At 52.0% G+C, this 22807-nt stretch carries 20 protein-coding genes; 10 read left to right on the top strand and 10 right to left on the bottom strand.

Features of this window, described 5'->3' with window-relative positions:
- Positions 1-5: 5 nt before the first annotated feature.
- Positions 6-851 carry an MIP/aquaporin family protein gene (locus OGY06_RS11540; RefSeq protein ID WP_003825195.1) on the bottom strand — a complete coding sequence of 282 codons (846 nt, stop codon included), beginning with the start codon at positions 849-851 and terminating at the stop codon, positions 6-8.
- Positions 852-1279: 428 nt separating this feature from the next.
- On the opposite strand from OGY06_RS11540, the gene zapB reads away from it, so the two are divergent.
- The 3 genes from zapB (at position 1280) to OGY06_RS11525 (ending at position 2672) form a co-directional block, all read left to right on the top strand.
- Positions 1280-1525, top strand: a complete 246-nt coding sequence (zapB, locus tag OGY06_RS11535; protein ID WP_095533156.1) for a septal ring assembly protein ZapB — start codon at positions 1280-1282, stop codon at positions 1523-1525.
- Positions 1526-1617: 92 nt separating this feature from the next.
- Positions 1618-2286, top strand: a complete 669-nt coding sequence (locus tag OGY06_RS11530) for a hypothetical protein (RefSeq protein ID WP_032934070.1) — start codon at positions 1618-1620, stop codon at positions 2284-2286.
- The gene (locus tag OGY06_RS11525; RefSeq protein WP_286605344.1) at positions 2283-2672 is read left to right on the top strand and encodes a hypothetical protein; all 390 of its coding nucleotides are present in this window, start codon (positions 2283-2285) and stop codon (positions 2670-2672) included. The genes OGY06_RS11530 and OGY06_RS11525 overlap by 4 nt, the downstream gene beginning before the upstream one ends.
- 37 nt (positions 2673-2709) lie before the next feature.
- Here OGY06_RS11525 and rraA read toward each other — a convergent pair whose 3' ends face one another.
- The 7 genes from rraA to priA all read right to left on the bottom strand — a co-directional run bounded on the left by rraA (position 2710) and on the right by priA (position 10696).
- Positions 2710-3195 (bottom strand): ribonuclease E activity regulator RraA, encoded by a 486-nt coding sequence (gene rraA / locus OGY06_RS11520; protein ID WP_286605342.1) that lies wholly within the window; start codon positions 3193-3195, stop codon positions 2710-2712.
- A gap of 92 nt (positions 3196-3287) precedes the next feature.
- On the bottom strand, positions 3288-4217 hold the full coding sequence (gene menA / locus OGY06_RS11515; protein WP_003825185.1) for a 1,4-dihydroxy-2-naphthoate polyprenyltransferase: 930 nt from the start codon (positions 4215-4217) through the stop codon (positions 3288-3290).
- A 67-nt stretch (positions 4218-4284) separates the two neighbouring features.
- The gene (gene hslU / locus OGY06_RS11510; protein ID WP_003028803.1) at positions 4285-5616 is read right to left on the bottom strand and encodes an ATP-dependent protease ATPase subunit HslU; all 1332 of its coding nucleotides are present in this window, start codon (positions 5614-5616) and stop codon (positions 4285-4287) included.
- Positions 5617-5625: 9 nt separating this feature from the next.
- Entirely contained in the window at positions 5626-6156 is a 531-nt protein-coding gene (gene hslV, locus OGY06_RS11505) for an ATP-dependent protease subunit HslV (RefSeq protein ID WP_003028805.1), read from the bottom strand.
- 91 nt (positions 6157-6247) lie between these two features.
- Positions 6248-7222: a cell division protein FtsN gene (ftsN, locus tag OGY06_RS11500; protein ID WP_074170626.1), complete on the bottom strand. Its 975-nt coding sequence runs from the start codon at positions 7220-7222 to the stop codon at positions 6248-6250.
- Between the two features lie 93 nt (positions 7223-7315).
- Positions 7316-8341: a DNA-binding transcriptional regulator CytR gene (gene cytR, locus OGY06_RS11495; protein WP_003825179.1), complete on the bottom strand. Its 1026-nt coding sequence runs from the start codon at positions 8339-8341 to the stop codon at positions 7316-7318.
- Between the two features lie 156 nt (positions 8342-8497).
- Positions 8498-10696, bottom strand: a complete 2199-nt coding sequence (priA, locus tag OGY06_RS11490; RefSeq protein ID WP_063941745.1) for a primosomal protein N' — start codon at positions 10694-10696, stop codon at positions 8498-8500.
- 332 nt (positions 10697-11028) lie between these two features.
- Between priA and rpmE the strand changes: the two genes are divergently transcribed.
- From rpmE to OGY06_RS11475, 3 genes are all read left to right on the top strand, one after another.
- A complete protein-coding gene (gene rpmE, locus OGY06_RS11485; RefSeq protein ID WP_003028810.1) occupies positions 11029-11241 on the top strand; it encodes a 50S ribosomal protein L31 in 213 nt (70 codons plus the stop codon).
- Between the two features lie 339 nt (positions 11242-11580).
- Positions 11581-12261: an oligogalacturonate-specific porin KdgM family protein gene (locus tag OGY06_RS11480; RefSeq protein WP_003825173.1), complete on the top strand. Its 681-nt coding sequence runs from the start codon at positions 11581-11583 to the stop codon at positions 12259-12261.
- Positions 12262-12339: 78 nt separating this feature from the next.
- Entirely contained in the window at positions 12340-13764 is a 1425-nt protein-coding gene (locus OGY06_RS11475) for an MFS transporter (protein WP_003825170.1), read from the top strand.
- 58 nt (positions 13765-13822) lie between these two features.
- On the opposite strand, the gene metJ is transcribed toward OGY06_RS11475, so the two are convergent.
- Positions 13823-14140 (bottom strand): met regulon transcriptional regulator MetJ, encoded by a 318-nt coding sequence (gene metJ / locus OGY06_RS11470; RefSeq protein ID WP_003825168.1) that lies wholly within the window; start codon positions 14138-14140, stop codon positions 13823-13825.
- Positions 14141-14405: 265 nt separating this feature from the next.
- On the opposite strand from metJ, the gene metB reads away from it, so the two are divergent.
- From metB to katG, 4 genes are all read left to right on the top strand, one after another.
- Positions 14406-15566 (top strand): cystathionine gamma-synthase, encoded by a 1161-nt coding sequence (gene metB, locus OGY06_RS11465; RefSeq protein WP_003028818.1) that lies wholly within the window; start codon positions 14406-14408, stop codon positions 15564-15566.
- A 2-nt stretch (positions 15567-15568) separates the two neighbouring features.
- The gene (locus OGY06_RS11460) at positions 15569-18001 is read left to right on the top strand and encodes a bifunctional aspartate kinase/homoserine dehydrogenase II (RefSeq protein WP_003825164.1); all 2433 of its coding nucleotides are present in this window, start codon (positions 15569-15571) and stop codon (positions 17999-18001) included.
- A gap of 372 nt (positions 18002-18373) precedes the next feature.
- Positions 18374-19261: a methylenetetrahydrofolate reductase gene (gene metF / locus OGY06_RS11455; protein ID WP_063941747.1), complete on the top strand. Its 888-nt coding sequence runs from the start codon at positions 18374-18376 to the stop codon at positions 19259-19261.
- A 168-nt stretch (positions 19262-19429) separates the two neighbouring features.
- A complete protein-coding gene (gene katG, locus OGY06_RS11450; RefSeq protein ID WP_003825159.1) occupies positions 19430-21610 on the top strand; it encodes a catalase/peroxidase HPI in 2181 nt (726 codons plus the stop codon).
- Between the two features lie 86 nt (positions 21611-21696).
- On the opposite strand, the gene gldA is transcribed toward katG, so the two are convergent.
- A complete protein-coding gene (gene gldA / locus OGY06_RS11445; RefSeq protein WP_003825158.1) occupies positions 21697-22800 on the bottom strand; it encodes a bifunctional L-1,2-propanediol dehydrogenase/glycerol dehydrogenase in 1104 nt (367 codons plus the stop codon).
- Positions 22801-22807 lie beyond the last annotated feature (7 nt).

The raw sequence follows: 22807 nt of genomic DNA, 5'->3' as shown, positions 1-22807 counted from the left end.
TCACATTACTGCGAAGCTTTTTGTTGAGTGTTGGCCGCAACGTCTTTTTCTTCAATCGCGCAGACATCGCACGGTAAATGACGACCAATCAGTTTGCGATATGCCCATGCGCCCAAAATCGCGCCGGTAATCGGGCCAAACACCGGAACCAGGAAGTAAGGGATATCGCGACCACCCGTGAAGGCAATCTCACCCCATCCGGCCATCCAGGCGAAGAGTTTCGGTCCGAAGTCACGTGCCGGGTTCATCGCAAAACCTGTCAGCGGACCCATGGAAGCACCAATAACGGCAATCAACAAGCCGATCAGCAGTGGTGCCAGCGGACCACGAGGTACACCGTTACCATCGTCGGTCAGAGCCAGAATCAGCCCCATTAGAATAGCGGTAATGACCATTTCAACCGCGAAGGCCTGCACAAAATTGATATGCGGGTTCGGATAGGTGGAGAAAGTACCTGCCAGACCCAGGCTCTCGGTACTGCCGCGTACGATATGGTTAGTTTGTTCGAAATCGAGGAAAAGATTGTAATAAAGCCCGTAAACCAGTGCCGCTGCGCAAAAGGCGCCGGCAATTTGCGAAATAATAAAAGGAACAACTTTGCGTTTATCAAAACAGGCGAACAGCCAGAGTGCGATGGTTACCGCGGGATTCAGGTGTGCACCAGAAACGCCTGCGGTCAGATAGATAGCCATCGCTACCCCCAGACCCCAGATGATACTGATTTCCCACTGACCAAAAGTAGCCCCAGCCACTTTAAGTGCAGCGACACAGCCCACACCGAAGAAAATCAACAACCCGGTACCGAGGAATTCTGCAATGCACTGGCCTTTTAAGGTTGATGTTTGACTCATAATCGGATCCTGAAGAGAGTTTAATGTTTATTGTGTGCGAGAAGGTCACTGACATCCCCGGAGCCGGTAGGCACACTGTTAATTTATCGTTAACGCTCAAAAACGAGAAATATCGAAATTAAAATGTGTGTACTGCATCAACAAAATGAGCGTTTTCGCGCCATTGTGAGGTATTTGTTATACAAAAATAGTGTGAGCTGAATCATTTCACTGATCAATCTGTTAACACTTAAGAGTTATGACAGTAATGTCACCAGGAGAAAGACTAAAAGTGTTGCAAACCGCAATCTGCGCGGGATGCCGCTGGACAGGGATGACGCGGCTTCATACAATCGGTGTTAAGTAGAGTGCGCTCGTTTTTATTAAGGCGTCGCCGGTTATCGGGACGAGGATTTTTATCCATCAACGCCTTGCAATTCAGGAGAGGTATGACGATGTCATTAGAAGTGTTTGAGAAACTGGAAGCAAAAGTACAGCAGGCGATTGATACCATCACGCTGTTGCAGATGGAAATCGAAGAGCTGAAAGAAAAGAACAACTCACTGTCGCAGGAAGTTCAGACTGCACAGCAGCAGCGTGAAGAGCTGGAGCGTGAGAACAACAGCCTGAAAGAACAGCAGAGCGGCTGGCAGGATCGACTGCATGCCCTGCTGGGTCGTATGGAAGAAGTCTAATTCTGATTTCTTGAAAAAGGCATCCATAATGGATGCCTTTTTGCTATGTAGAGATTAGGATATCGTATTTTTTAAATATCAAAGAATACGATATGACAAAAAGAAACGATATTATTGATGATTCGGATCGACTTATCACCAGAGATATTAGATATGGTCTTATCTATACAGATAATTTAGGATGGATTGATTTAGGCCATGCTAATCCGGCAGGGGCTGAAAAATTATGGTTTGAAATGACAAGGCCTCGTGGTGGTGATAGTGAGTTTTATGAAGTGAATTATCATCAAAGTATGTCCAAAAACATTCATGGCATAAATATCAATACTGGTATATATCGTAGATTTATGGTGCGCCGAGGATTGCAGGAGCGAACCTTACAAGGTATTGCTTTATCAATATTCTTAGGTACGTCACATCGCTTTGAGTCCTTACAGGACTTTTGGCCTTATGTTTATTTAACGGATAGTGGTTATAGTGCTGAAGATTTGGTCTCAAATCTATTTGGTTTTTACCAAGCGGTAAATTATGCAGATTACACCTCTTACCTTCAGATATGCTCGAAAGAAAAGGCTTATCGAATCTGGGACTTCTATGGCCCAGTTGGTGAGTTTAAGAATAAAAGTGTTATTCCGTTACTGTTTCCTGACCCTATCAATAAAGATAAGAGACATGAACCCTATTCGGGTGAATTACCTTTATTTATGGATGTAATAAGACCTATTGCTAATCCTGATTATGTTCGGGAACTCCACATATGAAATCCAGGAGATCAGGTTTTATTATTGTGTTTATGCTTTTTATTGCGCTATTTTATTGTCATTTTATGGTGAGCATCTATACAGAAAAAATCTACACTCAGCAGAGTTTATTATTTTATCATCTGCTAACACCGAAACCTCTTAAACAGGCTCCAAGGATATCTAACGACTGGTTTTTTGTAAGCTATGCAGATGATGGTAGTCATCTTCAACGCAGTGAGATAATTTTTACCGGGATACAAAAGAGTGGCATTCAGATAGCTGAGGATAAATTAAATGCTTATATCGAAACTTATCCTGTCAGTCGTGAGACGATGAGTATCGTTGTCGAAGAAAAATATAAAAAGTATGATATTAAAGTCATTCATTACGAATCAAATGAATGAAAAAAAGGCCATCAAAATTGCTGATGGCCTTTTTCGCTTACTCGATATCGAGTGGGTCTTCGGAGAGGATTATCCCGGTGTTGTCGGCGTACAGGTGGTCGCCGGAGAAGAACGTCACGCCGCCAAAGTTGACGCGCACATCGCTTTCCCCGATACCTTCTCCTGAAGCACCTACCGGAATAGCGGCAATCGCCTGAATGCCGATGTCCAGCTCTCCCAGATCGTCTACCTGGCGGACTGAGCCGTAGATGACCAGACCTTCCCATTCATTCTGTACGGCCTGCCGTGCCAGTTCGGCATCGACCAGCGCACGACGGACAGAACCGCCGCCATCGACCAGCAGAATGCGACCACGGCCGTTTTGTTCGAGCAGATCGTACAGCAACCCGTTGTCCTCGAAACATTTTACCGTGATGATTTGCCCGCCAAACGACGACCGTCCCCCAAAGTTAGAGAACAGCGGTTCCACGACGTTGACATCTTCCTGATAGATGTCACAAAGCTCGGATGTATCGTATTTCATAGGCTTAACGTTCAGTTGCTGCGAGAATTTTTAGTATATCGCGCTATGTGTACTGTTGGCAAAATCATCAATTGTTAATTGATATTTGTCAGTTAAAGAGACCACTGACTTAAGAAAATTCCAACGACAAACAGCAGGTTAGTTAACAATGCCGCTTTTACGGTGCGTTCCAGCATCGGACGCATTGCTGCTGGGTCCATCTCGCGCATAACATAGCGAGCCTGTTTGATCAGCAGCGGAGCGGCGAGGATAAACAGCCATCCCCACAGGCTTTGCAGTGAGAACAGGTTGAACAATGCCAGACAGACCAGCGTGCCCATCAGCAGACAGGCGTGGTAGCGGCGGGCATTGACAGCGCCTAAACGCACGACCAGCGTGTTCTTGCCGTTCTCTCTGTCGCTGTTGATATCGCGCAGGTTGTTGACGTTGAGCACGGCGGTTGCCAGCAGGCCGCAGGCGGTAGCAGGCAGAATCAGCGCTGGAATCAGCGTATGCGCCTGCAGATACCAGCTTCCCATCACACTGAGCCAGCCGAAAAATACCAGCACAGAAATATCGCCCAGGCCGATATATCCGTAAGGGCGATTACCCACGGTGTAGGTGATCGCGGCGATAATCGACAGACCGCCGAGCACCAGGAAACCGACAAAATCCGCCAGCGTGTGACAGGCTACAGCTACCAAGGCCAGCCCGGACAGACAGATCAGCACCACGGTGACGATCAGCGCGCGCTTCATCTGCTGTTGGGTGATAACCCCTTTTTGCATACCGCGCAGCGGTCCAATGCGGTCGGGCTTGTCGCTGCCTTTGACGGCATCGCCATAGTCGTTAGCGAGATTGGACAGAATTTGCAGCAGTCCCGCCGTAATCAATGCCAGCAGAGCAACCAGCGGATCGAAGTATCCTTGCCACCATGCTAATGCCGTACCGACGATGATCGCCGCGAAGGCGAGCGGTAAGGTCTTAGGTCGTAAACTTTCCAGCCAGGCTTGTGAGCGGCTAATTTGTTGTTGTTCAGTCATATTTAGCGCCAATAAAAATGGGGCTTTATCAGCCCCATCAACAGTGATGAAAATGCATTGAACGCGATTATAGGATAAAACGGCTCAGATCTTCATCTGCGACCAGCGCATCCAGATGTTTGCTCACATATTCGGCATCAATTGTGATGCTTTGGCCGTTCAAATCGCTCGCATCATAGGAAATATCTTCCATCAGACGTTCCAGAACGGTATGCAGACGACGTGCACCGATGTTTTCGGTGGTTTCGTTAACCTGCCAGGCCGCTTCGGCAATGCGTTTAATACCGGATTCAGTGAAGTTGATGTCCACACCTTCAGTCGCCATCAGCGCTTTGTACTGGACGGTGATGGAGGCATTCGGTTCGGTAAGGATACGCTCAAAATCGCTGGTGGTCAGCGCCTGCAGCTCGACACGAATCGGCAGACGACCCTGCAGTTCTGGGATCAGGTCGGACGGTTTGGCTACCTGGAATGCACCAGAAGCGATAAACAGAATGTGATCTGTTTTCACCATGCCGTGCTTGGTGGAGACAGTGCAGCCTTCAACCAGCGGCAGCAGGTCGCGCTGTACGCCTTCACGGGACACGTCCGGGCCGGAAGATTCGCCGCGCTTACAGATCTTGTCGATTTCGTCGATAAACACGATCCCGTGCTGCTCAACGGCGTCGATAGCTTCTTGTTTCAGCTCTTCCGGGTTCACCAGTTTGGCCGCTTCTTCTTCAATCAGCAGTTTCATCGCGTCTTTGATTTTCAGCTTACGCGGTTTTTGCTTCTGACCGCCCAGGTTCTGGAACATGGACTGCAGCTGGCTGGTCATCTCTTCCATTCCTGGAGGCGCCATAATTTCAACGCCCATCGGTGCGGCCGCGAGATCGATTTCGATCTCTTTATCATCCAGCTGGCCTTCACGCAGTTTTTTACGGAATGCCTGACGTGCTGCAGAAGGTTCCTGCGGCTGCTCTGACTGTCCCCAGTTATTTTTAGCCGGTGGGATCAGCACGTCGAGAATGCGCTCTTCCGCCATCTCTTCGGCACGGAAGCGGTTTTTCTCGATTGCCTGCACGCGGACCATTTTAATGGCAGCATCGGTCAGATCGCGGATGATGGAATCAACTTCTTTACCAACATAGCCGACTTCGGTGAATTTTGTTGCTTCGACTTTGATGAACGGCGCGTTGGCCAGTTTTGCCAGACGACGGGCAATTTCAGTTTTACCGACGCCGGTCGGGCCAATCATCAGAATGTTTTTCGGCGTGACTTCATGGCGCAACTCTTCGTTGAGCTGCATACGACGCCAGCGGTTACGCAGGGCGATCGCCACGGAACGCTTCGCGTTATCCTGGCCGATGATGTGTTTGTTCAGTTCGCTGACAATTTCGCGTGGGGTCATTTCAGACATGGGGGATCCTTACGCTTTGGAGTTCAATTCTTCGATGGTATGGAAGTGGTTGGTATAAATGCAGATATCCCCTGCAATATCCAACGCTTTTTCAGCAATCTCGCGTGCGCCAAGCTCGGTGTTTTCAAGCAGAGCGCGTGCAGCAGCCTGGGCGTAGGGACCGCCGGAGCCGATAGCAATCAGATCGTTTTCTGGCTGGATGACATCGCCGTTACCGGTGATGATGAGCGATGCAGTTTCATCTGCGACGGCCAGCAGCGCTTCGAGTTTGCGCAGCATACGGTCGGTACGCCAGTCTTTTGCCAGTTCAACGGCAGCTTTCACCAGGTGACCCTGGTGCATTTCCAGCTTGCGTTCAAACAGTTCAAACAGCGTGAATGCATCCGCAGTACCGCCCGCAAAGCCCGCGATGACTTTATCGTTGTACAGACGGCGGACTTTCTTCACGTTGCCTTTCATTACGGTGTTACCCAGTGTGGCCTGACCATCACCGGCGATTACCACATGGCCGTTACGGCGTACGCTTACTATTGTTGTCACGAGCAGACCCCTTGGTTACAAATGCAATGTACAGGCCCCGCACAGTGTACGGGGCGTAATGCAAGTATAGATGGGGGAGATTTTGGGGGTTTCAACCCCCAGTGGAGAGTCGAATGCAGTTTGTGTGACCAGCAACCTTCAGGCGGCTGATGGTGTTGTCGGCATTCTCTTTGCCCTTGACCGGACCAATGACCACACGATTCCAGCCGTTATTGGTGGTTATACGGGAGTTAAAGCCTTCAAAGGCCAGCTGTGCACGCACAGTTTCTGCCTGCTCAGCGCCTTTAAATGATCCGCACTGAACCATCCAGTGGCGTTCATCTTTTTTCTCAGCCGTCTGTTTTGGCGGCTGCGTTTCATTGGTTATTGGCGCGGCCGGCTGCGGTTTTGGCTGAGCAGCGGTGGTATGCGCTGGCGTTTGCAGCAGATCCTGATACGGCTGTTGCGCCGCCGGTTTTGGCTGCGCTTTCGGCTGCTGTACCGGCGCGGCTTGTGCTGTACGCGTTTGCTGCTGCTGATACGGCTGTTCTGTTGCCCGTGGACGCGGCTGCTGAGCCTGCTGCTGGGCATTGTTCCACTGCTGCTGTTGCACCTGACGCTGACGCTGCAGCGTTTGCTGGCGCTGTTCAGCCGTTTGCTCGTTCCACGGTACTTCGTTGAGCTGTGTCGGCTGTTGACGCATATCAGCCTGCATTTGCGCCAATAGCTGACGCTGCTCATTGGTTAGCTGATCGGCATTCAGCACCTCGCCGCCCGCAGACGGTTCGGTAGGCGCACGTACGCCAGGCTGACGGCTCTCCAGCTCTTTGATGTATCGCCAGCGCTCTTCCGGTTTTGGCGGAATGCCATTACCGGTGACTTTCTGGTTTTGCAGCGTTTCGGACTCTTCTTTCTTGTGATGCGTAATGAAGTACAGACCACCGATAAAGGTCACGAGTACGGCTGCAGCAATAGCAACCATTGCGGGCGATACCGCAGGCGTATTGCGTTGTTTTTTCCGTGATGTGTTCTTCTTGCGCCGCGAAGGTGCCGGTTGGCCGCGACGTACATAATCTCGTTGTGCCACTATCGTTTCGCTGTATTTATTCGTTCGTCAGCCCGCCATGTTACTTAAGCGGCGGGCCTTTGACCAGACAGGGGAGTCCGAAAGCACTTTACTTTACGTCAGTGCCCGGGTAGTACCCCGAATAATAAGCTCGCAGTCCAGTAAACGTGAGCCACTGCTGACGCTCTGCCCTTGTAATTGATCGAGCAGTAACAGCATAGCTTCACGTCCGATATCGAAACGCGGCTGTGCGACGGTTGTCAGGGGTGGATCACAAAATTCCGTGAGCGAAATGTTATCAAAGCCAATAATGGATAAATCATCAGGGACTTTCAGACCCTGGCGTTTGGCGTAAGAGAGTGCGCCCAGCGCCATGACGTCGCTGTGACAAAAGACCGCGGTAGGCGGCTGCGGTAGTTCAAGGAGCTGCTTCAGCGCATTGGCTCCCGCTTCATAGGTAAAGTCACCGCGCGCGATAAAATGCGGATCGACCGTAATTCCGCTGCGGCGTAACGCCTGAACGTAGCCTTGCAGACGGTAATGGCACAGCGGCATATCTTCGGGGCCGGCGATACAGCCAATGCGTTTATGCCCCAGTTCCAGCAGATAATTCATCGCGTTAAAGGCGGCGGTGAGGTTATCAATGTGTACGGTAGGGAGTTCCAGCTCTGGTGCGAACTCGTTCGACATGACCATCGGCGGTAAATTGCGCTGCTCTTCCACGCTGGCATCAAACGGCAGGCGCGAGCTGAGCAGTACCATGCCATCGATCTGCTTGGTGATAATGAGGTTAAGAAACGTCTTTTCCTGTTGGTTCTGGTGCGCGCAGTCGCCAATAAGCACCAGGTATCCCTGTTCTGCGGCAGTCACTTCAATGCCACGAATCACTTCGCTAAAAAACGGATCGCAGATATCCGGCACAATCACCAGAATGGTACGCGACTCATTACGCTTAACGTTACGTCCCATTGATTGGGGTAGATATCCCACTTCCAGCGCTGCCTGCTCAACCTTGTTACGGGTTGACTGCGAGACTTTGTCCGGGTTCATTAATGCGCGGGATACGGTTGCCGTTGAGACTTTCGCCTTCAGAGCAACATCTTTCATCGTAGCGGCGGCAACCTGCTTATTCGGTTTCACTCTTTCTCCTCGCCAGAGAGCTGCTGGCACAGACTCGTCCCTGGATAACCTTCATCTGAAACATTTTTATCAGATAGTGAATGGAAGCGGTTACAGAATTTTCATAAAAAGTGTGATGGATCTTTAATTTTACGATCCGCCTCGCATCGTGAGGGGTTATCCCTCGATGGGATCGACATCCAGCACCCATTTAACCTTGCGTGCATCGGGTAGCGTATTGATCAGTGCCAGCGTGCCGCTGACGATATGTTGCAGGCGAATTCGTGATGGATGTTGCAACAATATTTGCCAACGATAACGACCACCGCGTTTGGGCGCCAGTGCGGGAACCGGGCCGAGCACCCAGAGTTTGTCATCGGCCAACGGGCTGGCTTGAATGAGATTCCGTAGCTGCTGCAAGAACATTGGTGCATGCTGGTTGTTATGATCTTCTGCCCGCACGATCACATGGCTGGTCCACGGTGGAAGCTGGAGCGTTTGTCGCTCGGCCAGCGCCTGTTCGGCAAACGCGTCATAGCCTTTATACAGCAAGGTTTGCAGCAGCGGATGTTCAGGATGGTGCGTTTGCAGCACCACTTCGCCTTGCTTCCCGGCGCGTCCGGCACGGCCAGAGACCTGCGTATAGAGCTGGGCGAAGCGTTCTGCTGACCGGAAATCTGCGGAAAATAGCGCGCCGTCAACGTCCAGCAGCGCCACCAGAGTGACGTCCGGGAAGTGGTGGCCTTTGGCCAGCATTTGCGTGCCTATAAGTATTCGTGCGCCGCCGCGATGCACTTCCGCCAGATGCTGCTCCAGCGACCCTTTACGGCTGGTGGTGTCGCGATCTATACGTGAAATTGGCACACCGGGGAAAAAAGGTGCCAGAGCCTGCTCAAGCTGTTCGGTGCCGAGTCCTACCGGAACCATATGCGTCGAACCGCAGGAAGGGCACTGACGCGGTATTGGGCGCTGGCTGTCGCAGTGGTGGCAACGCAGGTGGTGCTGCGCCTGATGTAGCGTGTAGTAATGATCGCAACGCGGACATTCGGCAATCCAACCACAGTCGTGGCACAGCAGCGCAGGCGCAAAACCACGACGGTTCAAAAACAGGATCACCTGGTTATCCGCCTGCAGGTGCTGACGCATACGGGCGATCAGCGCAGGGGCTAGACCGGCCTGCACCTGCTGACCTTTGAGATCCAGCACGTGCTGAGTGGCTGGGCGCGCATTTCCGGCGCGGCGCGTCAGGCGCAGCATGCGGTATTTGTTCTGCCGCACGTTACACAGCGTTTCCAGTGCCGGAGTGGCTGAGCCGAGAATAATCGGGATTTGCTCGCTATGGGCGCGGTAAACCGCGAGGTCGCGCGCATGATAGCGCCAGCCTTCCTGCTGTTTATAAGAGCTGTCGTGCTCTTCGTCGATGACAATCACGCCGAGATTTTTAAACGGCGTAAACAGCGAAGAACGCGTGCCGATAACAATCGCCGCCTCGCCATTTTTTGCTTTCAGCCAGGCTGAAAGACGTTCACTGTCGTTTAAACCGGAGTGCAGGACTTCGACCGGCGCATTAAAACGTTCGCGAAAACGGGCAATAGTTTGCGGCGTCAGGCCAATCTCCGGCACCATCACCAGCGCCTGCTTGCCTTGGGCAAGGACGTTTTCCAGAACGCTGAGATAGACTTCTGTTTTGCCTGATCCCGTTACGCCCGCTAATAGCCAGGCGCTAAAACTGTCTGAGGCGCTGTGAATCGCCCCGACGGCGGTGGCCTGCTCGGTGTTCAGTCGCAGACGCTCACCGGAAACCGCGTAGTCCGTACGCCAGTCGCTAAAGCCTGGTGTTTCGCTCGCCAGATCGCACAGCCCTTTTTTCCGCAGTGCCTGTAATGCGGCATCATTAAATTCCAGTTCAGCCACCTGGTCGCGCCAGATTTTCCCCTGGCGTAGCGCAGCCAGCGCCTGTTGCTGCTTGGGAGAACGCTTTAGGCTGTTGAGGTCAATAATCTGGCCTTCTTCAGTGGCAAACCAGTACCACATGGGCGCGTTTGTCGCCGGGCGTCCCTGGCGCAGTAAAATTGGCAGAGCGTGAAACAGTACGTCACCGATGGGATGATGATAATAATCAGCCGCCCACAACAGCAGACGCCAGACAGAGGTCGAGTAGACCGGTTCGCTGTCCAGCACTTCGAGAACGGCTTTCAATTCGCTCCGCGGCAGTTCACTGTGCTCGCTGACGGAAAGGACGATACCCACGCGCTCCTGCTGCTTGCCAAAGGGCACGCGTACACGACACCCGGCTTTGGCACTCAAGCCTTCCGGCAGGAGGTAGTCAAAGGTGCGAGGTAGCGGAACAGGTAAGGCAACGTGCGCAACGGGCATTGAATCATCCTGACTTGAAATCTGGCGGGTTAGTATACACATTAGTGGAGGGTAGAATGCGGATCAGTTTGCATGAGCAGGTTAATTTCTGTATGATTCGCCGCCTTTGATGCAAATTGATTGCGTCAAATACTGACCATTACCCGAGAGTTTCGCGCGGCTGGAAGGCGGCAAGCGAGCGAATCTCTGGGAGCATAGTGAACTATGTGACCAGAGTGAGTGAACGCAGGCAACGCATCAGCAGTGTGAAAGGTGACGGGGAATAATTAACATCGCGTGGTGTCTGGCGTTAGGGCTGGAAGAGCGACGCGGCCTTAAACCGAGGTTTTCCCATGAAAAAAGATATTCACCCGAAATACGAAGAAATTACTGCAAACTGCTCTTGCGGTAACGTCATTAAAATCCGCTCTACTGTCGGTCACGATCTGAACCTCGACGTGTGCAGCAAGTGCCACCCGTTCTATACTGGCAAGCAGCGTGATGTTGCTACCGGTGGTCGTGTTGATCGCTTCAACAAGCGTTTCAGCATCCCAGGCAGCAAGTAAGTTTCAGCTGTCAGAAAAAAGCGCCTTATGGCGCTTTTTTTGTTTCTGCGTTTCAGAACTGAAATATATATTGATGCATTGAATAGTCTATTTAATTTAATAAATAAAACGCTGTTTTATTTTTTCGGTAAAATATTGAGACTGGTGATCTGCATCCTTTTTATCTTCTGTCTTTTGCCACTTTTACTAGTTCCTGGCAAAATGCCAAAGGTTTCTGCTTTCTTTCTAAAATACACTTTTGTGGAAATATAAAATTAATCTAAAAGCCTTTTTGTTTTCCCATTTTATGGACAAAACGAGATGGATAATTTCCGTTATTGAGTGTGAAGAGGGATTGTCATGAAATTTAAATCTGCGTTATTACTGATTCCATTATTCTCTGCGGCCGCACAAGCGGGTTATGTTGATTACCGGCATGAATATTATGACGATGGACGTAATTACGATCGTGTTTATATGTCTCACCGTTTTGCCACGGGTTTTGGTGTCGCAGTCGAAGCCATTTCTCGTTCCGAAAACACGCAGTCAAATGATGCGTGGAATAATATGGAAAGTAACGGTAACGAGTATACCGCAAGCTACCAGTTCACATGGCAGGGTCTTGTCTGGCAGCCCGGCATTGCGATAGAAACGGGCGATAATATCGCGATTTATAAGCCTTATATCCGCGTGCAGTACAACATCAACGACAACTGGTGGACCGCGTTCCGCTATCGTCAGGAGTACATGCGCAGAAACACTGACGGCAAAGATGACCGCATGGTCTATCGTCCGGAAGCCTGGCTTGGTTATAACGTCAATGACTGGATGTTTGAGCTAAATGGTATTTATAAAATTGCCGATAGCGAAGATTTATATAACAACCGGAAAGATGATTATGAATATAACTTCCGCGTGGCGTATAAACTAGGCTCATGGGTTCCATTTGTTGAAGTTGGCAACGTTTCCTCGGGTTATAACACTACCACCACAGACGATCGTCAGACCCGTTATCGTGTCGGTCTTGGTTATAACTTCTAATCGGTAATAGTTTTCGTATTGGCTGATTACGTCGATAAGCATAGTTTGTGTGAATAATATGTCTAAGGAGTTGACATCATGTCTAATGATGGAACTATTATTGGAAATAATGAAACCACTGCCGTCAGGCCTTTCGGAATTAGAGATAAAATCGGTTATTTATGTGGTGACCTCGGAACCTGTTTTATTCTTGGCTTAGTTAATAGTTTTTTAATGATTTATTACACTAACGTCCTCGGTATTTCCGGCGTTATTGTTGGCTCACTCTATTTTGTGACCAAACTCTTTGATGCGTTCGTTGATGTTGGTGTAGGGCGCTTATGCGATACCTCTAAACTGACGGTACATGGACGTTTCAACCCGTGGGTGCGTCGCATGAAGTATCCATTTTGCATCATTGCGGTTGTCCTGTTCCTGCCGTTTGTGAATGATTTTTCTTATACGGCGAAAATCATCTACATCTGTTGCTCCTATTTCATTTACGGTTCGCTGTTATCGACCGTGAGTATTCCGTACGGTGCTATGTCTGCGGCGATTAGCTCGAATCCGGATGATCGTGTATCGCTTTCAACCTGGCGTAGCGTTGGGTCAGCAATTGGCGGTGGGGCAACTGGCTTTTTCATTCCGATCCTGATGTACACCACCCTGGTGGACGGAAGCCAGGTGATTTCCGGGCAACACTTCTTCTGGATTTCCATTGGTTGCGCAGTGCTGGGCTTGATCTTTTTATCCTTGACCTGTCATTTAACGACGGAGCGCGTGCGCGTGGAGAGAAAAGAGAGCATGCCCGTTTCGGTGTTGCTGAAGGGACTGGCACGCAATAAGGCGCTGATTGTTTTAGTGGTTGTGGATTTGCTGATTGTAATTAATCAGGGGTTGTCCGGTACCAACATGACTTACCTGTTTAATGACTATTTCCACAATAAAGAGGCGATGTCAGTCGCGTTGCTGTTTACCTTTGGTTCCCTGGTTTTGCTGGCGCCATCGGCATCCTGGCTCACGAAGCGGTTTGGTAAAAAAGAAGCCAGCGTAGGCGCGTTGCTTTTTGCCGTGGTCATGTATGTGATTATGTACTTTGTCCACATTACGGATGCAAAGGTCTATCTGGTTTTCTTGTTCCTGGCGACGCTGGGTGCAGGGTTATTCAACCTGATGATTTGGGCGTTTATGACTGATGTTTGTGACTACCATCAGTATGTCACTGGCGATCGCGAGGATGGCACGGTTTATGGTGTGAACTTCTTTGCGCGCAAGGTTGGTCAGGCATGCGCAGGGGCGATTGGTGGCTTTATGTTGGCTATCATTGGCTATCAATCATCGTCAACAGGTGGTGCAGTGCAAACCAGCATTGTGCAGGAAAATATTTATACGATGGCGAATCTCTTGCCGGCGCTATGCCTGTTTTTGGCGGCGGTCATTCTGATTTATTTCTATCCATTGAACCGTACGGAAACGCTCAAAATGGAAGAAACATTGAATAAACTCAATGGTATTAGTAAGTAACACAGTGAGAAAAGGCGGGAGCATTCCCGCCTCTACACATCCATTGCTGTTCTAACTATCAGTATTCCCACGTTTCCGGGTTGATACCCAGTTCACGCATGATTACCTTTGCTTCTTCCGGGATTTCATCACTGCGTTCTTTACGCAGGTCGTCATCGTTGGGTAAGGGTTGCCCAGTAAAAGCATGCAGAAACGCTTCACACAGCAGTTCACTGTTGGTGGCGTGGCGCAGGTTGTTCACCTGACGACGCGTGCGTTCATCGGTAAGGATTTTTAACACCTTCAGAGGAATGGAAACCGTAATTTTTTTGACTTGCTCACTCTTCTTACCGTGCTCAGCGTATGGGCTGATATATTCGCCGCTCCATTCAGCCATGAGATACCTAATCCTCTTCGTCATTAATATTGAGGCCAGAACCTGAGCCCGGACCATAATTGCGCGTAGTTTATCGTAGTGGCGTGGCCCTGACACGAAGTAAGCCGACGCAGATGTACGCTAATGCATATAATTTTAACGGCTATTTCTAGTTTGCTCAATCTATACGCAAAGAAGTTTAGATGTCCAGATGTATTGACGGCTATCGTAACTATGATTACTCTGGTGTCTGACTTTTCACCGACTCAGCCAGGATCTCCTCAATATGACGCGTAAACAGGCCACCATCGCAGTGCGTAGCGGGTTAAATGACGACGAACAGTACGGTTGCGTTGTCCCGCCGATTCACCTCTCCAGCACCTATAACTTTACCGGATTTAATGAACCTCGCGCCCATGACTATTCGCGTCGCGGCAACCCAACGCGCGATGTTGTTCAGCGTGCGCTGGCGGAACTGGAAGGCGGTGCTGGTGCTGTGCTGACCAATACTGGCATGTCGGCGATTCATCTGGTGACCACGGTCTTCCTCAAGCCAGGCGATCTGCTGGTCGCACCGCATGACTGCTACGGCGGGAGCTACCGACTGTTTGACAGTCTGGCAAAACGTGGCTGTTACCGCGTCCTGTTTGTCGATCAAGGAGATGAGCAGGCATTGCAGGCCGCATTGGCGGAAAAACCGAAGCTGGTGCTGGTAGAAAGCCCAAGCAACCCGCTGCTGCGCGTGGTGGATATTGCGAAAATCTGTCAGCTGGCGCGTGAAGCTGGCGCGGTCAGCGTGGTCGACAACACTTTTTTAAGCCCGGCACTGCAAAATCCACTGGCATTGGGCGCCGATCTGGTGTTGCATTCATGCACGAAATATTTAAACGGTCACTCAGACGTGGTGGCTGGTGTTGTGATAGCGAAAGATCCGGAAACGGTCACTGAACTGGCATGGTGGGCGAATAATATTGGTGTGACCGGCGGCGCGTTTGATAGTTATCTGCTGTTGCGCGGCCTGCGTACTCTGTCTCCTCGAATGGAGGTGGCGCAACGTAATGCTCAGGCGATAGTCGATTATCTGCAAACTCAGCCGCTGGTGAAAAAATTGTATCACCCGTCATTGCCGGATAATCAGGGCCATGAGATTGCTGCGCGTCAGCAAAAAGGCTTTGGCGCGATGTTAAGTTTTGAACTGGATGGCGATGAGCAAACGCTGCGCCGTTTCCTCGGCGGGTTGTCATTGTTTACGCTGGCGGAATCGTTAGGGGGCGTTGAAAGTCTGATCTCCCACGCCGCAACCATGACACACGCGGGCATGGCACCAGAAGCGCGTGCTGCTGCCGGGATTTCCGAAACGCTGCTGCGTATCTCCACCGGTATTGAAGATGGCGAAGATTTAATTGCCGACCTGGAAAATGGCTTCCGGGCTGCAAACAAGGGGTAAACATGAGTGTGATTGCGCAGGCAGGGGCGAAGGGTCGTCAACTGCACAAATTTGGTGGTAGTAGTCTGGCAGACGTGAAATGTTATCTGCGTGTCGCAGGCATTATGGCGGATTACTCGCAGCCTGATGACATGATGGTTGTTTCAGCCGCAGGCAGTACCACTAACCAGTTGATTAGCTGGCTGAAATTAAGCCAGACCGATCGCCTTTCTGCGCATCAGGTTCAACAGGCGTTACGTCGCTATCAAAGTGAGCTTATCAGCGGTTTGTTACCTCCTGAGGTAGCGGATGGACTGATTGGCGCGTTTATTCACGATCTGGAGCGTCTGGCCGGATTACTCGACAGCGGTGTGAACGATGCCGTCTATGCTGAGGTTGTTGGGCATGGTGAGGTATGGTCCGCGCGTTTGATGTCTGCGGTCCTTAACCAACAGGGGCTGGAGTCAGCCTGGCTGGATGCGCGCGATTTTTTACGTGCTGAACGCGGTGCCCAGCCGCAGGTAGATGAAGGTCTTTCTTACCCGCTGCTACAGCAACTGCTGGCGCAGCATCCGGGTAAACGGCTGGTGGTTACCGGCTTTATTAGCCGCAGCAATTCCGGTGAAACGGTCCTGCTGGGGCGTAACGGCTCCGACTACTCGGCGACGCAGGTTGGCGCGCTGGCGGGCGTTTCTCGCGTAACTATCTGGAGCGATGTCGCCGGGGTTTACAGCGCGGATCCGCGTAAAGTAAAAGACGCCTGTTTGCTGCCGCTGCTGCGTCTGGATGAAGCCAGCGAACTGGCGCGTCTGGCGGCACCGGTTCTCCATGCCCGTACCTTACAGCCGGTTTCCGGTAGCGATATCGATCTCCAGCTGCGTTGTAGCTATACGCCGGAGCAGGGTTCAACGCGCATTGAACGCGTACTAGCCTCCGGTACCGGGGCGCGTATTGTGACCAGTCATGATGACGTCTGCCTGATTGAGTTTTTGGTTCCGACTGGCCAGGACTTTAAGCTGGCTTATAAAGAGATTGATCAGGTTTTAAAACGTACCCAGGTGCGTCCGCTGGCTGTGGGTGTGCATCCTGACCGCCAACTGCTGCAATTTTGCTATACCTCCGAAGTCGCTGACGGCGCACTGAAAATTCTTGATGAAGCTGGTCTGCCAGGCGAGCTGCGTCTGCGCCAGGGGCTGGCTCTGGTGGCGATGGTCGGGGCGGGCGTCACCCGTAATCCGCTGCATTGCCACCGTTTCTGGCAACAGTTGAAAGGTCAGCCGGTTGAATTCACCTGGCAATCGGAAGAGGGTATCAGCCTGGTCGCGGTACTGCGTACTGGGCCAACAGAGAGCCTGATTCAGGGTCTGCATCAGTCAATTTTCCGTGCGGAAAAACGCATTGGTCTGGTGTTGTTCGGCAAAGGCAACATTGGTTCGCGCTGGCTGGAGCTGTTCGCTCGCGAGCAGAGCACGCTCTCGGCGCGCACCGGATTAGAGTTTGTGCTGGCGGGTGTGGTTGATAGCCGTCGTAGTCTGCTGAATTACGAAGGGCTGGATGCCAGCCGCGCGTTAGCTTTCTTTGATGACGAGGCAGTAGAGCAGGATGAAGAGTCTCTATTCCTGTGGATGCGTGCTCACCCGTATGATGATTTAGTGGTGCTGGACGTTACTGCCAGCGAGCAACTGGCGGATCAGTATCTGGATTTTGCCAGCCATGGTTTCCACGTTATCAGCGCCAACAAACTGGCGGGGGCGAGTAGCAGTCATAATTATCGCCAAATTCATGACGCTTTTGAAAAAACCGGTCGCCACTGGTTGTATAACGCCACCGTGGGTGCAGGCTTGCCGATCAACCATACCGTGCGCGATCTGATTGATAGCGGAGATACCATTCTGTCGATCAGCGGGATCTTCTCAGGCACGTTGTCGTGGTTGTTCCTGCAATTTGATGGCACGGTCCCGTTCACCGATCTGGTGGATCAGGCGTGGCAACAGGGTCTGACTGAACCCGATCCGCGCGTAGATCTTTCCGGCAAAGATGTGATGCGTAAGCTGGTGATTCTGGCGCGTGAAGCAGGTTACGACATCGAACCGGACCAGGTTCGCGTGGAATCGCTGGTGCCTGCGCACTGTGAAGAAGGCTCTATTGACCATTTCTTTGAGAATGGTGATGAGCTGAACGAGCAGATGGTGCAGCGTCTGGAAGCGGCGCGTGAAATGGGGCTGGTGCTACGCTATGTGGCGCGTTTTGATGCTAACGGTAAAGCGCGCGTTGGCGTTGAAGCGGTTCGCCCTGAACACCCGCTGGCGGCGCTGCTGCCGTGCGATAACGTATTCGCCATTGAAAGCCGCTGGTATCGCGATAACCCGCTGGTGATCCGTGGACCGGGCGCAGGTCGTGACGTCACCGCCGGCGCTATTCAGTCAGACATCAACCGTCTGGCGCAACTGCTGTAGTTTTTGTTGCCGGATGATCCGGCCGACGGTTCGTTTGTGACCCTGGCCGGATAAAATACGTCAACAGCCTTCTGCATAATCACTTCAACTCTCATCCTGGGTTAAACCTACCCGTATTGCGTCTTACCCGCGCTCTGGCCAGAGGCGAGGCTGTCACCGCTCTCGTTAACGGCTTGCAGACGGTCGTGCCGCAATCCCCCATCATTTCAGGCTGATGTGAATTTTTTTCACGTTGGCTGAGTATTCCTCACCTTTAACGATGATTTTTGTGTTGACGCCAGCGTGCTTTTCCGTCATTTTTACATCTAGACGTCTAAACGTATAGCAGTTCACAACACAACATATAACGACAAAAGATTGATGAGGTAAGGTATGAGCTTTTTTCACGCCAACCAGCGGGAAGCCCTGAATCAGAGCCTGGCGGAAGTGCAGGGTCAGATTAACGTTTCGTTTGAGTTTTTCCCGCCGCGCACCAGTGAAATGGAGCAAACCCTGTGGAACTCCATCGATCGCCTGAGCAGCCTGAAGCCGAAGTTTGTTTCAGTCACCTACGGTGCAAACTCTGGTGAGCGCGACCGCACGCACAGCATTATTAAAGGTATTAAGGATCGCACGGGTCTTGAAGCGGCTCCGCACCTGACCTGTATTGATGCAACCCGCGATGAGCTGCGGACCATTGCTCAGGACTACTGGAATAACGGTATTCGTCATATTGTTGCTCTGCGCGGTGACTTGCCGCCGGGATGCGGTAAACCGGATATGTATGCCTCTGACCTGGTGACTCTGCTGAAAGACGTTGCGGATTTTGATATCTCCGTTGCGGCTTATCCGGAAGTACACCCGGAAGCGAAGAGCGCTCAGGCCGATCTGCTGAACCTGAAGCGGAAGGTAGATGCCGGTGCAAACCGCGCGATCACCCAGTTTTTCTTCGATGTAGAAAGCTATCTGCGTTTTCGTGATCGCTGCGTGTCTGCGGGTATCGATGTGGAAATTATTCCGGGCATCTTGCCGGTATCTAACTTTAAACAGGCGAAAAAATTTGCCGATATGACCAATGTTCGTATCCCTTCCTGGATGTCGACCATGTTTGATGGTCTGGATGATGATGCCGAAACCCGTAAGCTGGTGGGTGCAAACATCGCCATGGACATGGTGAAAATCCTCAGTCGCGAAGGGGTGAAAGATTTTCACTTCTATACGCTCAACCGCGCCGAGATGAGCTACGCTATTTGTCACACACTGGGTGTAAGACCGAATTAAACAGATGCCCCAGCCCTCTACGGAGGGCTTTTTTTTGATCATTTTGATCTACATCTCTGTAACTTAAAATATAAAAGGAATTAGCTATCGAATCTGTGGGTTATTTCGACTATATCTTATCTCTGGTGGTGTATATCGTAGTCAGAACACTGTAAAGGGAGCATATAGATGAGCATGTCCGACGATAGCCAGAACGCATCAACTGCCGGTAAGTGTCCTTTTCATCAGGGCGGTCACGATCAGAGCGCGGGAGCAGGAACGAATAACCGCGACTGGTGGCCTAACCAACTCCGCGTTGATCTTTTAAACCAACATTCCAATCGTTCGAACCCGCTGGGTGAGGACTTCGACTACCGTAAAGAGTTTAGCAAACTCGACTATTCTGCCCTGAAAGGGGATCTCAGAGCCCTTCTGTCCGAATCTCAACCGTGGTGGCCCGCTGACTGGGGAACCTATGCCGGATTATTTATCCGCATGGCATGGCACGGTGCAGGGACCTATCGTTCCATCGATGGACGCGGTGGCGCGGGTCGCGGACAGCAGCGTTTTGCACCACTGAACTCCTGGCCGGACAACGTCAGCCTGGATAAAGCGCGTCGTCTGCTGTGGCCAATCAAGCAGAAATATGGTCAAAAAATTTCCTGGGCCGACCTGTTTATCCTTGCGGGCAACGTGGCGCTGGAAAACTCCGGCTTCCGTACCTTCGGCTTTGGTGCCGGTCGTGAAGATGTCTGGGAACCGGATCTCGACGTAAACTGGGGTGATGAAAAAGCCTGGCTGACCCACCGTCATCCGGAAGAGCTGGCGAAAGCGCCGCTGGGCGCAACCGAAATGGGCCTTATCTATGTGAACCCGGAAGGGCCGGACCATAGCGGTGAACCGCTTTCTGCGGCAGCGGCGATTCGTGCGACCTTCGGTAACATGGGCATGAACGACGAAGAAACCGTGGCGCTGATTGGCGGCGGTCATACGTTGGGCAAAACCCACGGCGCAGCACCGGCTTCGCACGTTGGGGCCGATCCAGAATCCGCGCCGATTGAAGCGCAGGGCCTGGGCTGGGCCAGCAGCTACGGCAGCGGCGCGGGTGCAGACGCAATTACTTCCGGTCTGGAAGTTGTGTGGACGCAGACGCCGACCCAATGGAGCAACTATTTCTTCGAGAACCTGTTCAAATACGAGTGGGTACAAACTCGCAGTCCGGCAGGCGCGATTCAGTTTGAAGCCGTTGACGCACCAGAAATTATTCCCGATCCGTTTGATCCATCGAAAAAACGTAAGCCGACGATGCTGGTTACCGACCTGACGCTGCGTTTTGATCCTGAGTTCGAAAAGATCTCCCGCCGTTTCCTGAACGATCCGCAGGCGTTTAACGAAGCGTTTGCCCGTGCATGGTTTAAGCTGACGCACCGTGATATGGGGCCAAAATCGCGCTACATCGGACCGGAAGTACCAAAAGAAGATCTGATTTGGCAAGACCCGCTGCCGCATGCGTTCTTCAACCCAAGCGAAGAAGATATTCTGAAGCTGAAGGCGACCATCGCCGCTTCTGGGTTGTCCGTGGGCGAACTGGTATCGGTAGCGTGGGCTTCCGCATCAACTTTCCGCGGTGGGGATAAACGTGGCGGCGCTAACGGTGCGCGTCTGGCGCTGGACCCACAGCGTGGCTGGGATGTGAATGCTACCGCGGCACGCGTACTGCCTGTGCTGGAAGGCATTTATAAGTCAGCCCATACCGCTTCGTTAGCCGATATTATCGTGCTGGCCGGGGTTGTTGGTATAGAGCAGGCGGCTAGCGCTGCGGGTGTCAGCATCAAAGTACCTTTTGCGCCGGGCCGCGTGGATGCGCGCCAGGATCAAACGGATATTGAGATGTTCGAACTGCTCGAGCCGATTGCCGATGGTTTCCGTAACTACCGCTCTCGTCCTGACGTGTCGACCACCGAGTCGCTGCTGATCGATAAAGCACAGCAGCTGACGCTGACCGCACCGGAAATGACTGTGCTGGTGGGCGGTATGCGCGTACTGGGTGCCAACTTCGACGGCAGCCAGCATGGCGTCTTTACCGATCGTCCAGGCGTACTCAGCACTGACTTCTTCGTCAATCTGCTGGATATGCGTCATGAGTGGAAGGCGGTTGATGAGTCAAAAGAGCTGTTCGAAGGTCGTGACCGTCTGAGCGGCGAAGTAAAATACACGGCAACCCGCGCCGATCTGGTGTTCGGTTCTAACTCCGTACTGCGCGCAGTGGCTGAAGTTTATGCCTGCAGCGATGCTCACGAGAAGTTTGTGAGAGATTTCGTTTCCGCATGGGTGAAAGTAATGAACCTGGATCGTTTCGATCTGCTGTAACAGCTAATGCCGGATGTCGCTTGCGCGGATCCGGCATGGTATGAATAAAAAAATCCCCGCTTTTGCGGGGATTTTCTATTTGCAGGTTATTCCCACTCTTGCAGGTAACGTTGACCGTACTGATCAGCCACCAGCAGGGCGGCATACACCTGGTCCGGCGTCGCGCCGCCAGGCATGTTGTGGATGGTTTCGCCTTCGGCACAGGCTGCCTCAGCCACAATGCGCATTTTCGCTGGGATATCCTGTTTGATATCCAGTTGCGCCAGGGTAATCGGTAGGCCAACGGAATGGCACAGTGCTGCAACGGTTTCAATTTCATCGACCGGCGCGTTTTCCAGCACCAACTGCGTCAGCGTACCGAAAGCCACTTTCTCGCCGTGATAGTAGTGATGCGCATCCGGGATTGCGGTCAGACCGTTATGAATGGCGTGAGCCGCTGCCAGACCACCGCTTTCAAAACCGACGCCACTCAGATAGGTGTTGGCTTCAATAACACGTTCCAGTGCCGGTGTAACCACGTGCTGCTCGGCTGCCAGCATCGCTTTTTCACCTTCTTCGATTAGCGTATTAAAGCACAGCTCTGCCAGCGCCAGCGCCGCCTGAGTACACTGACCGCCCGCCATGGTGGTTGCGCCGCTACGTGAACAGGCACGGGCTTCGAACCAGGTCGCCAGCGCATCGCCAATACCCGCAGCTAACAGACGTGCCGGTGCGCCCGCGACAATTTTGGTATCCACAATGACCCTGTCCGGGTTGTTGGGCAGCAGCAGATAGCGATCGAATTCACCGGCATCGGTGTAAATGACGGACAGCGCGCTGCACGGCGCATCGGTAGAGGCGATGGTTGGGGCAATGGCGACAGGCACGCCCATAAAGTGCGCCAGCGCTTTGGCGGTATCCAGCGTTTTACCGCCGCCAATACCAAGTACTGCGCCACACTGCGCTTTTTCTGCCACGCCGCGCAGACGGTCGATTTCGTTTTGTGAACATTCGCCGCCAAACGGTGCAATTTCCAGCGCCAGTCCGGCATCCTGGAAGCTTTTTTCCAGTGCGCCCTGGGCAAAACCTAAGACAAACTTGTCCCCAACGACCAGCCAGCGTTCTGCCAGTGGTTTGAGGTAGCTGCCAAGACGGGTAATAACATCGGCACCCTGGATGTACTTACCAGGTGATTGAATAATGCGATCCATACTTTAT

Source organism: Citrobacter sp. Cpo147 (assembly GCF_030332405.1).
GTDB classification, from domain to species: domain Bacteria; phylum Pseudomonadota; class Gammaproteobacteria; order Enterobacterales; family Enterobacteriaceae; genus Citrobacter; species Citrobacter portucalensis.
Note: the sequence above shows the minus strand (reverse complement) of the source record. Positions and strands in the feature narration are given on the sequence as shown.

Excerpts from the sequence above, each read along its gene's own strand:
- OGY06_RS11540 (WP_003825195.1), bottom strand. The coding sequence starts at position 851 with ATGAGTCAAACATCAACCTTAAAAGGCCAGTGCATTGCAGAATTCCTC.
- zapB (WP_095533156.1), top strand. The coding sequence starts at position 1,280 with ATGACGATGTCATTAGAAGTGTTTGAGAAACTGGAAGCAAAAGTACAG.
- OGY06_RS11530 (WP_032934070.1), top strand. The coding sequence starts at position 1,618 with ATGACAAAAAGAAACGATATTATTGATGATTCGGATCGACTTATCACC.
- OGY06_RS11525 (WP_286605344.1), top strand. The coding sequence starts at position 2,283 with ATGAAATCCAGGAGATCAGGTTTTATTATTGTGTTTATGCTTTTTATT.
- rraA (WP_286605342.1), bottom strand. The coding sequence starts at position 3,195 with ATGAAATACGATACATCCGAGCTTTGTGACATCTATCAGGAAGATGTC.
- menA (WP_003825185.1), bottom strand. The coding sequence starts at position 4,217 with ATGACTGAACAACAACAAATTAGCCGCTCACAAGCCTGGCTGGAAAGT.
- hslU (WP_003028803.1), bottom strand. The coding sequence starts at position 5,616 with ATGTCTGAAATGACCCCACGCGAAATTGTCAGCGAACTGAACAAACAC.
- priA (WP_063941745.1), bottom strand. The coding sequence starts at position 10,696 with ATGCCCGTTGCGCACGTTGCCTTACCTGTTCCGCTACCTCGCACCTTT.
- rpmE (WP_003028810.1), top strand. The coding sequence starts at position 11,029 with ATGAAAAAAGATATTCACCCGAAATACGAAGAAATTACTGCAAACTGC.
- OGY06_RS11480 (WP_003825173.1), top strand. The coding sequence starts at position 11,581 with ATGAAATTTAAATCTGCGTTATTACTGATTCCATTATTCTCTGCGGCC.
- OGY06_RS11475 (WP_003825170.1), top strand. The coding sequence starts at position 12,340 with ATGTCTAATGATGGAACTATTATTGGAAATAATGAAACCACTGCCGTC.
- metJ (WP_003825168.1), bottom strand. The coding sequence starts at position 14,140 with ATGGCTGAATGGAGCGGCGAATATATCAGCCCATACGCTGAGCACGGT.
- metB (WP_003028818.1), top strand. The coding sequence starts at position 14,406 with ATGACGCGTAAACAGGCCACCATCGCAGTGCGTAGCGGGTTAAATGAC.
- OGY06_RS11460 (WP_003825164.1), top strand. The coding sequence starts at position 15,569 with ATGAGTGTGATTGCGCAGGCAGGGGCGAAGGGTCGTCAACTGCACAAA.
- metF (WP_063941747.1), top strand. The coding sequence starts at position 18,374 with ATGAGCTTTTTTCACGCCAACCAGCGGGAAGCCCTGAATCAGAGCCTG.
- katG (WP_003825159.1), top strand. The coding sequence starts at position 19,430 with ATGAGCATGTCCGACGATAGCCAGAACGCATCAACTGCCGGTAAGTGT.
- gldA (WP_003825158.1), bottom strand. The coding sequence starts at position 22,800 with ATGGATCGCATTATTCAATCACCTGGTAAGTACATCCAGGGTGCCGAT.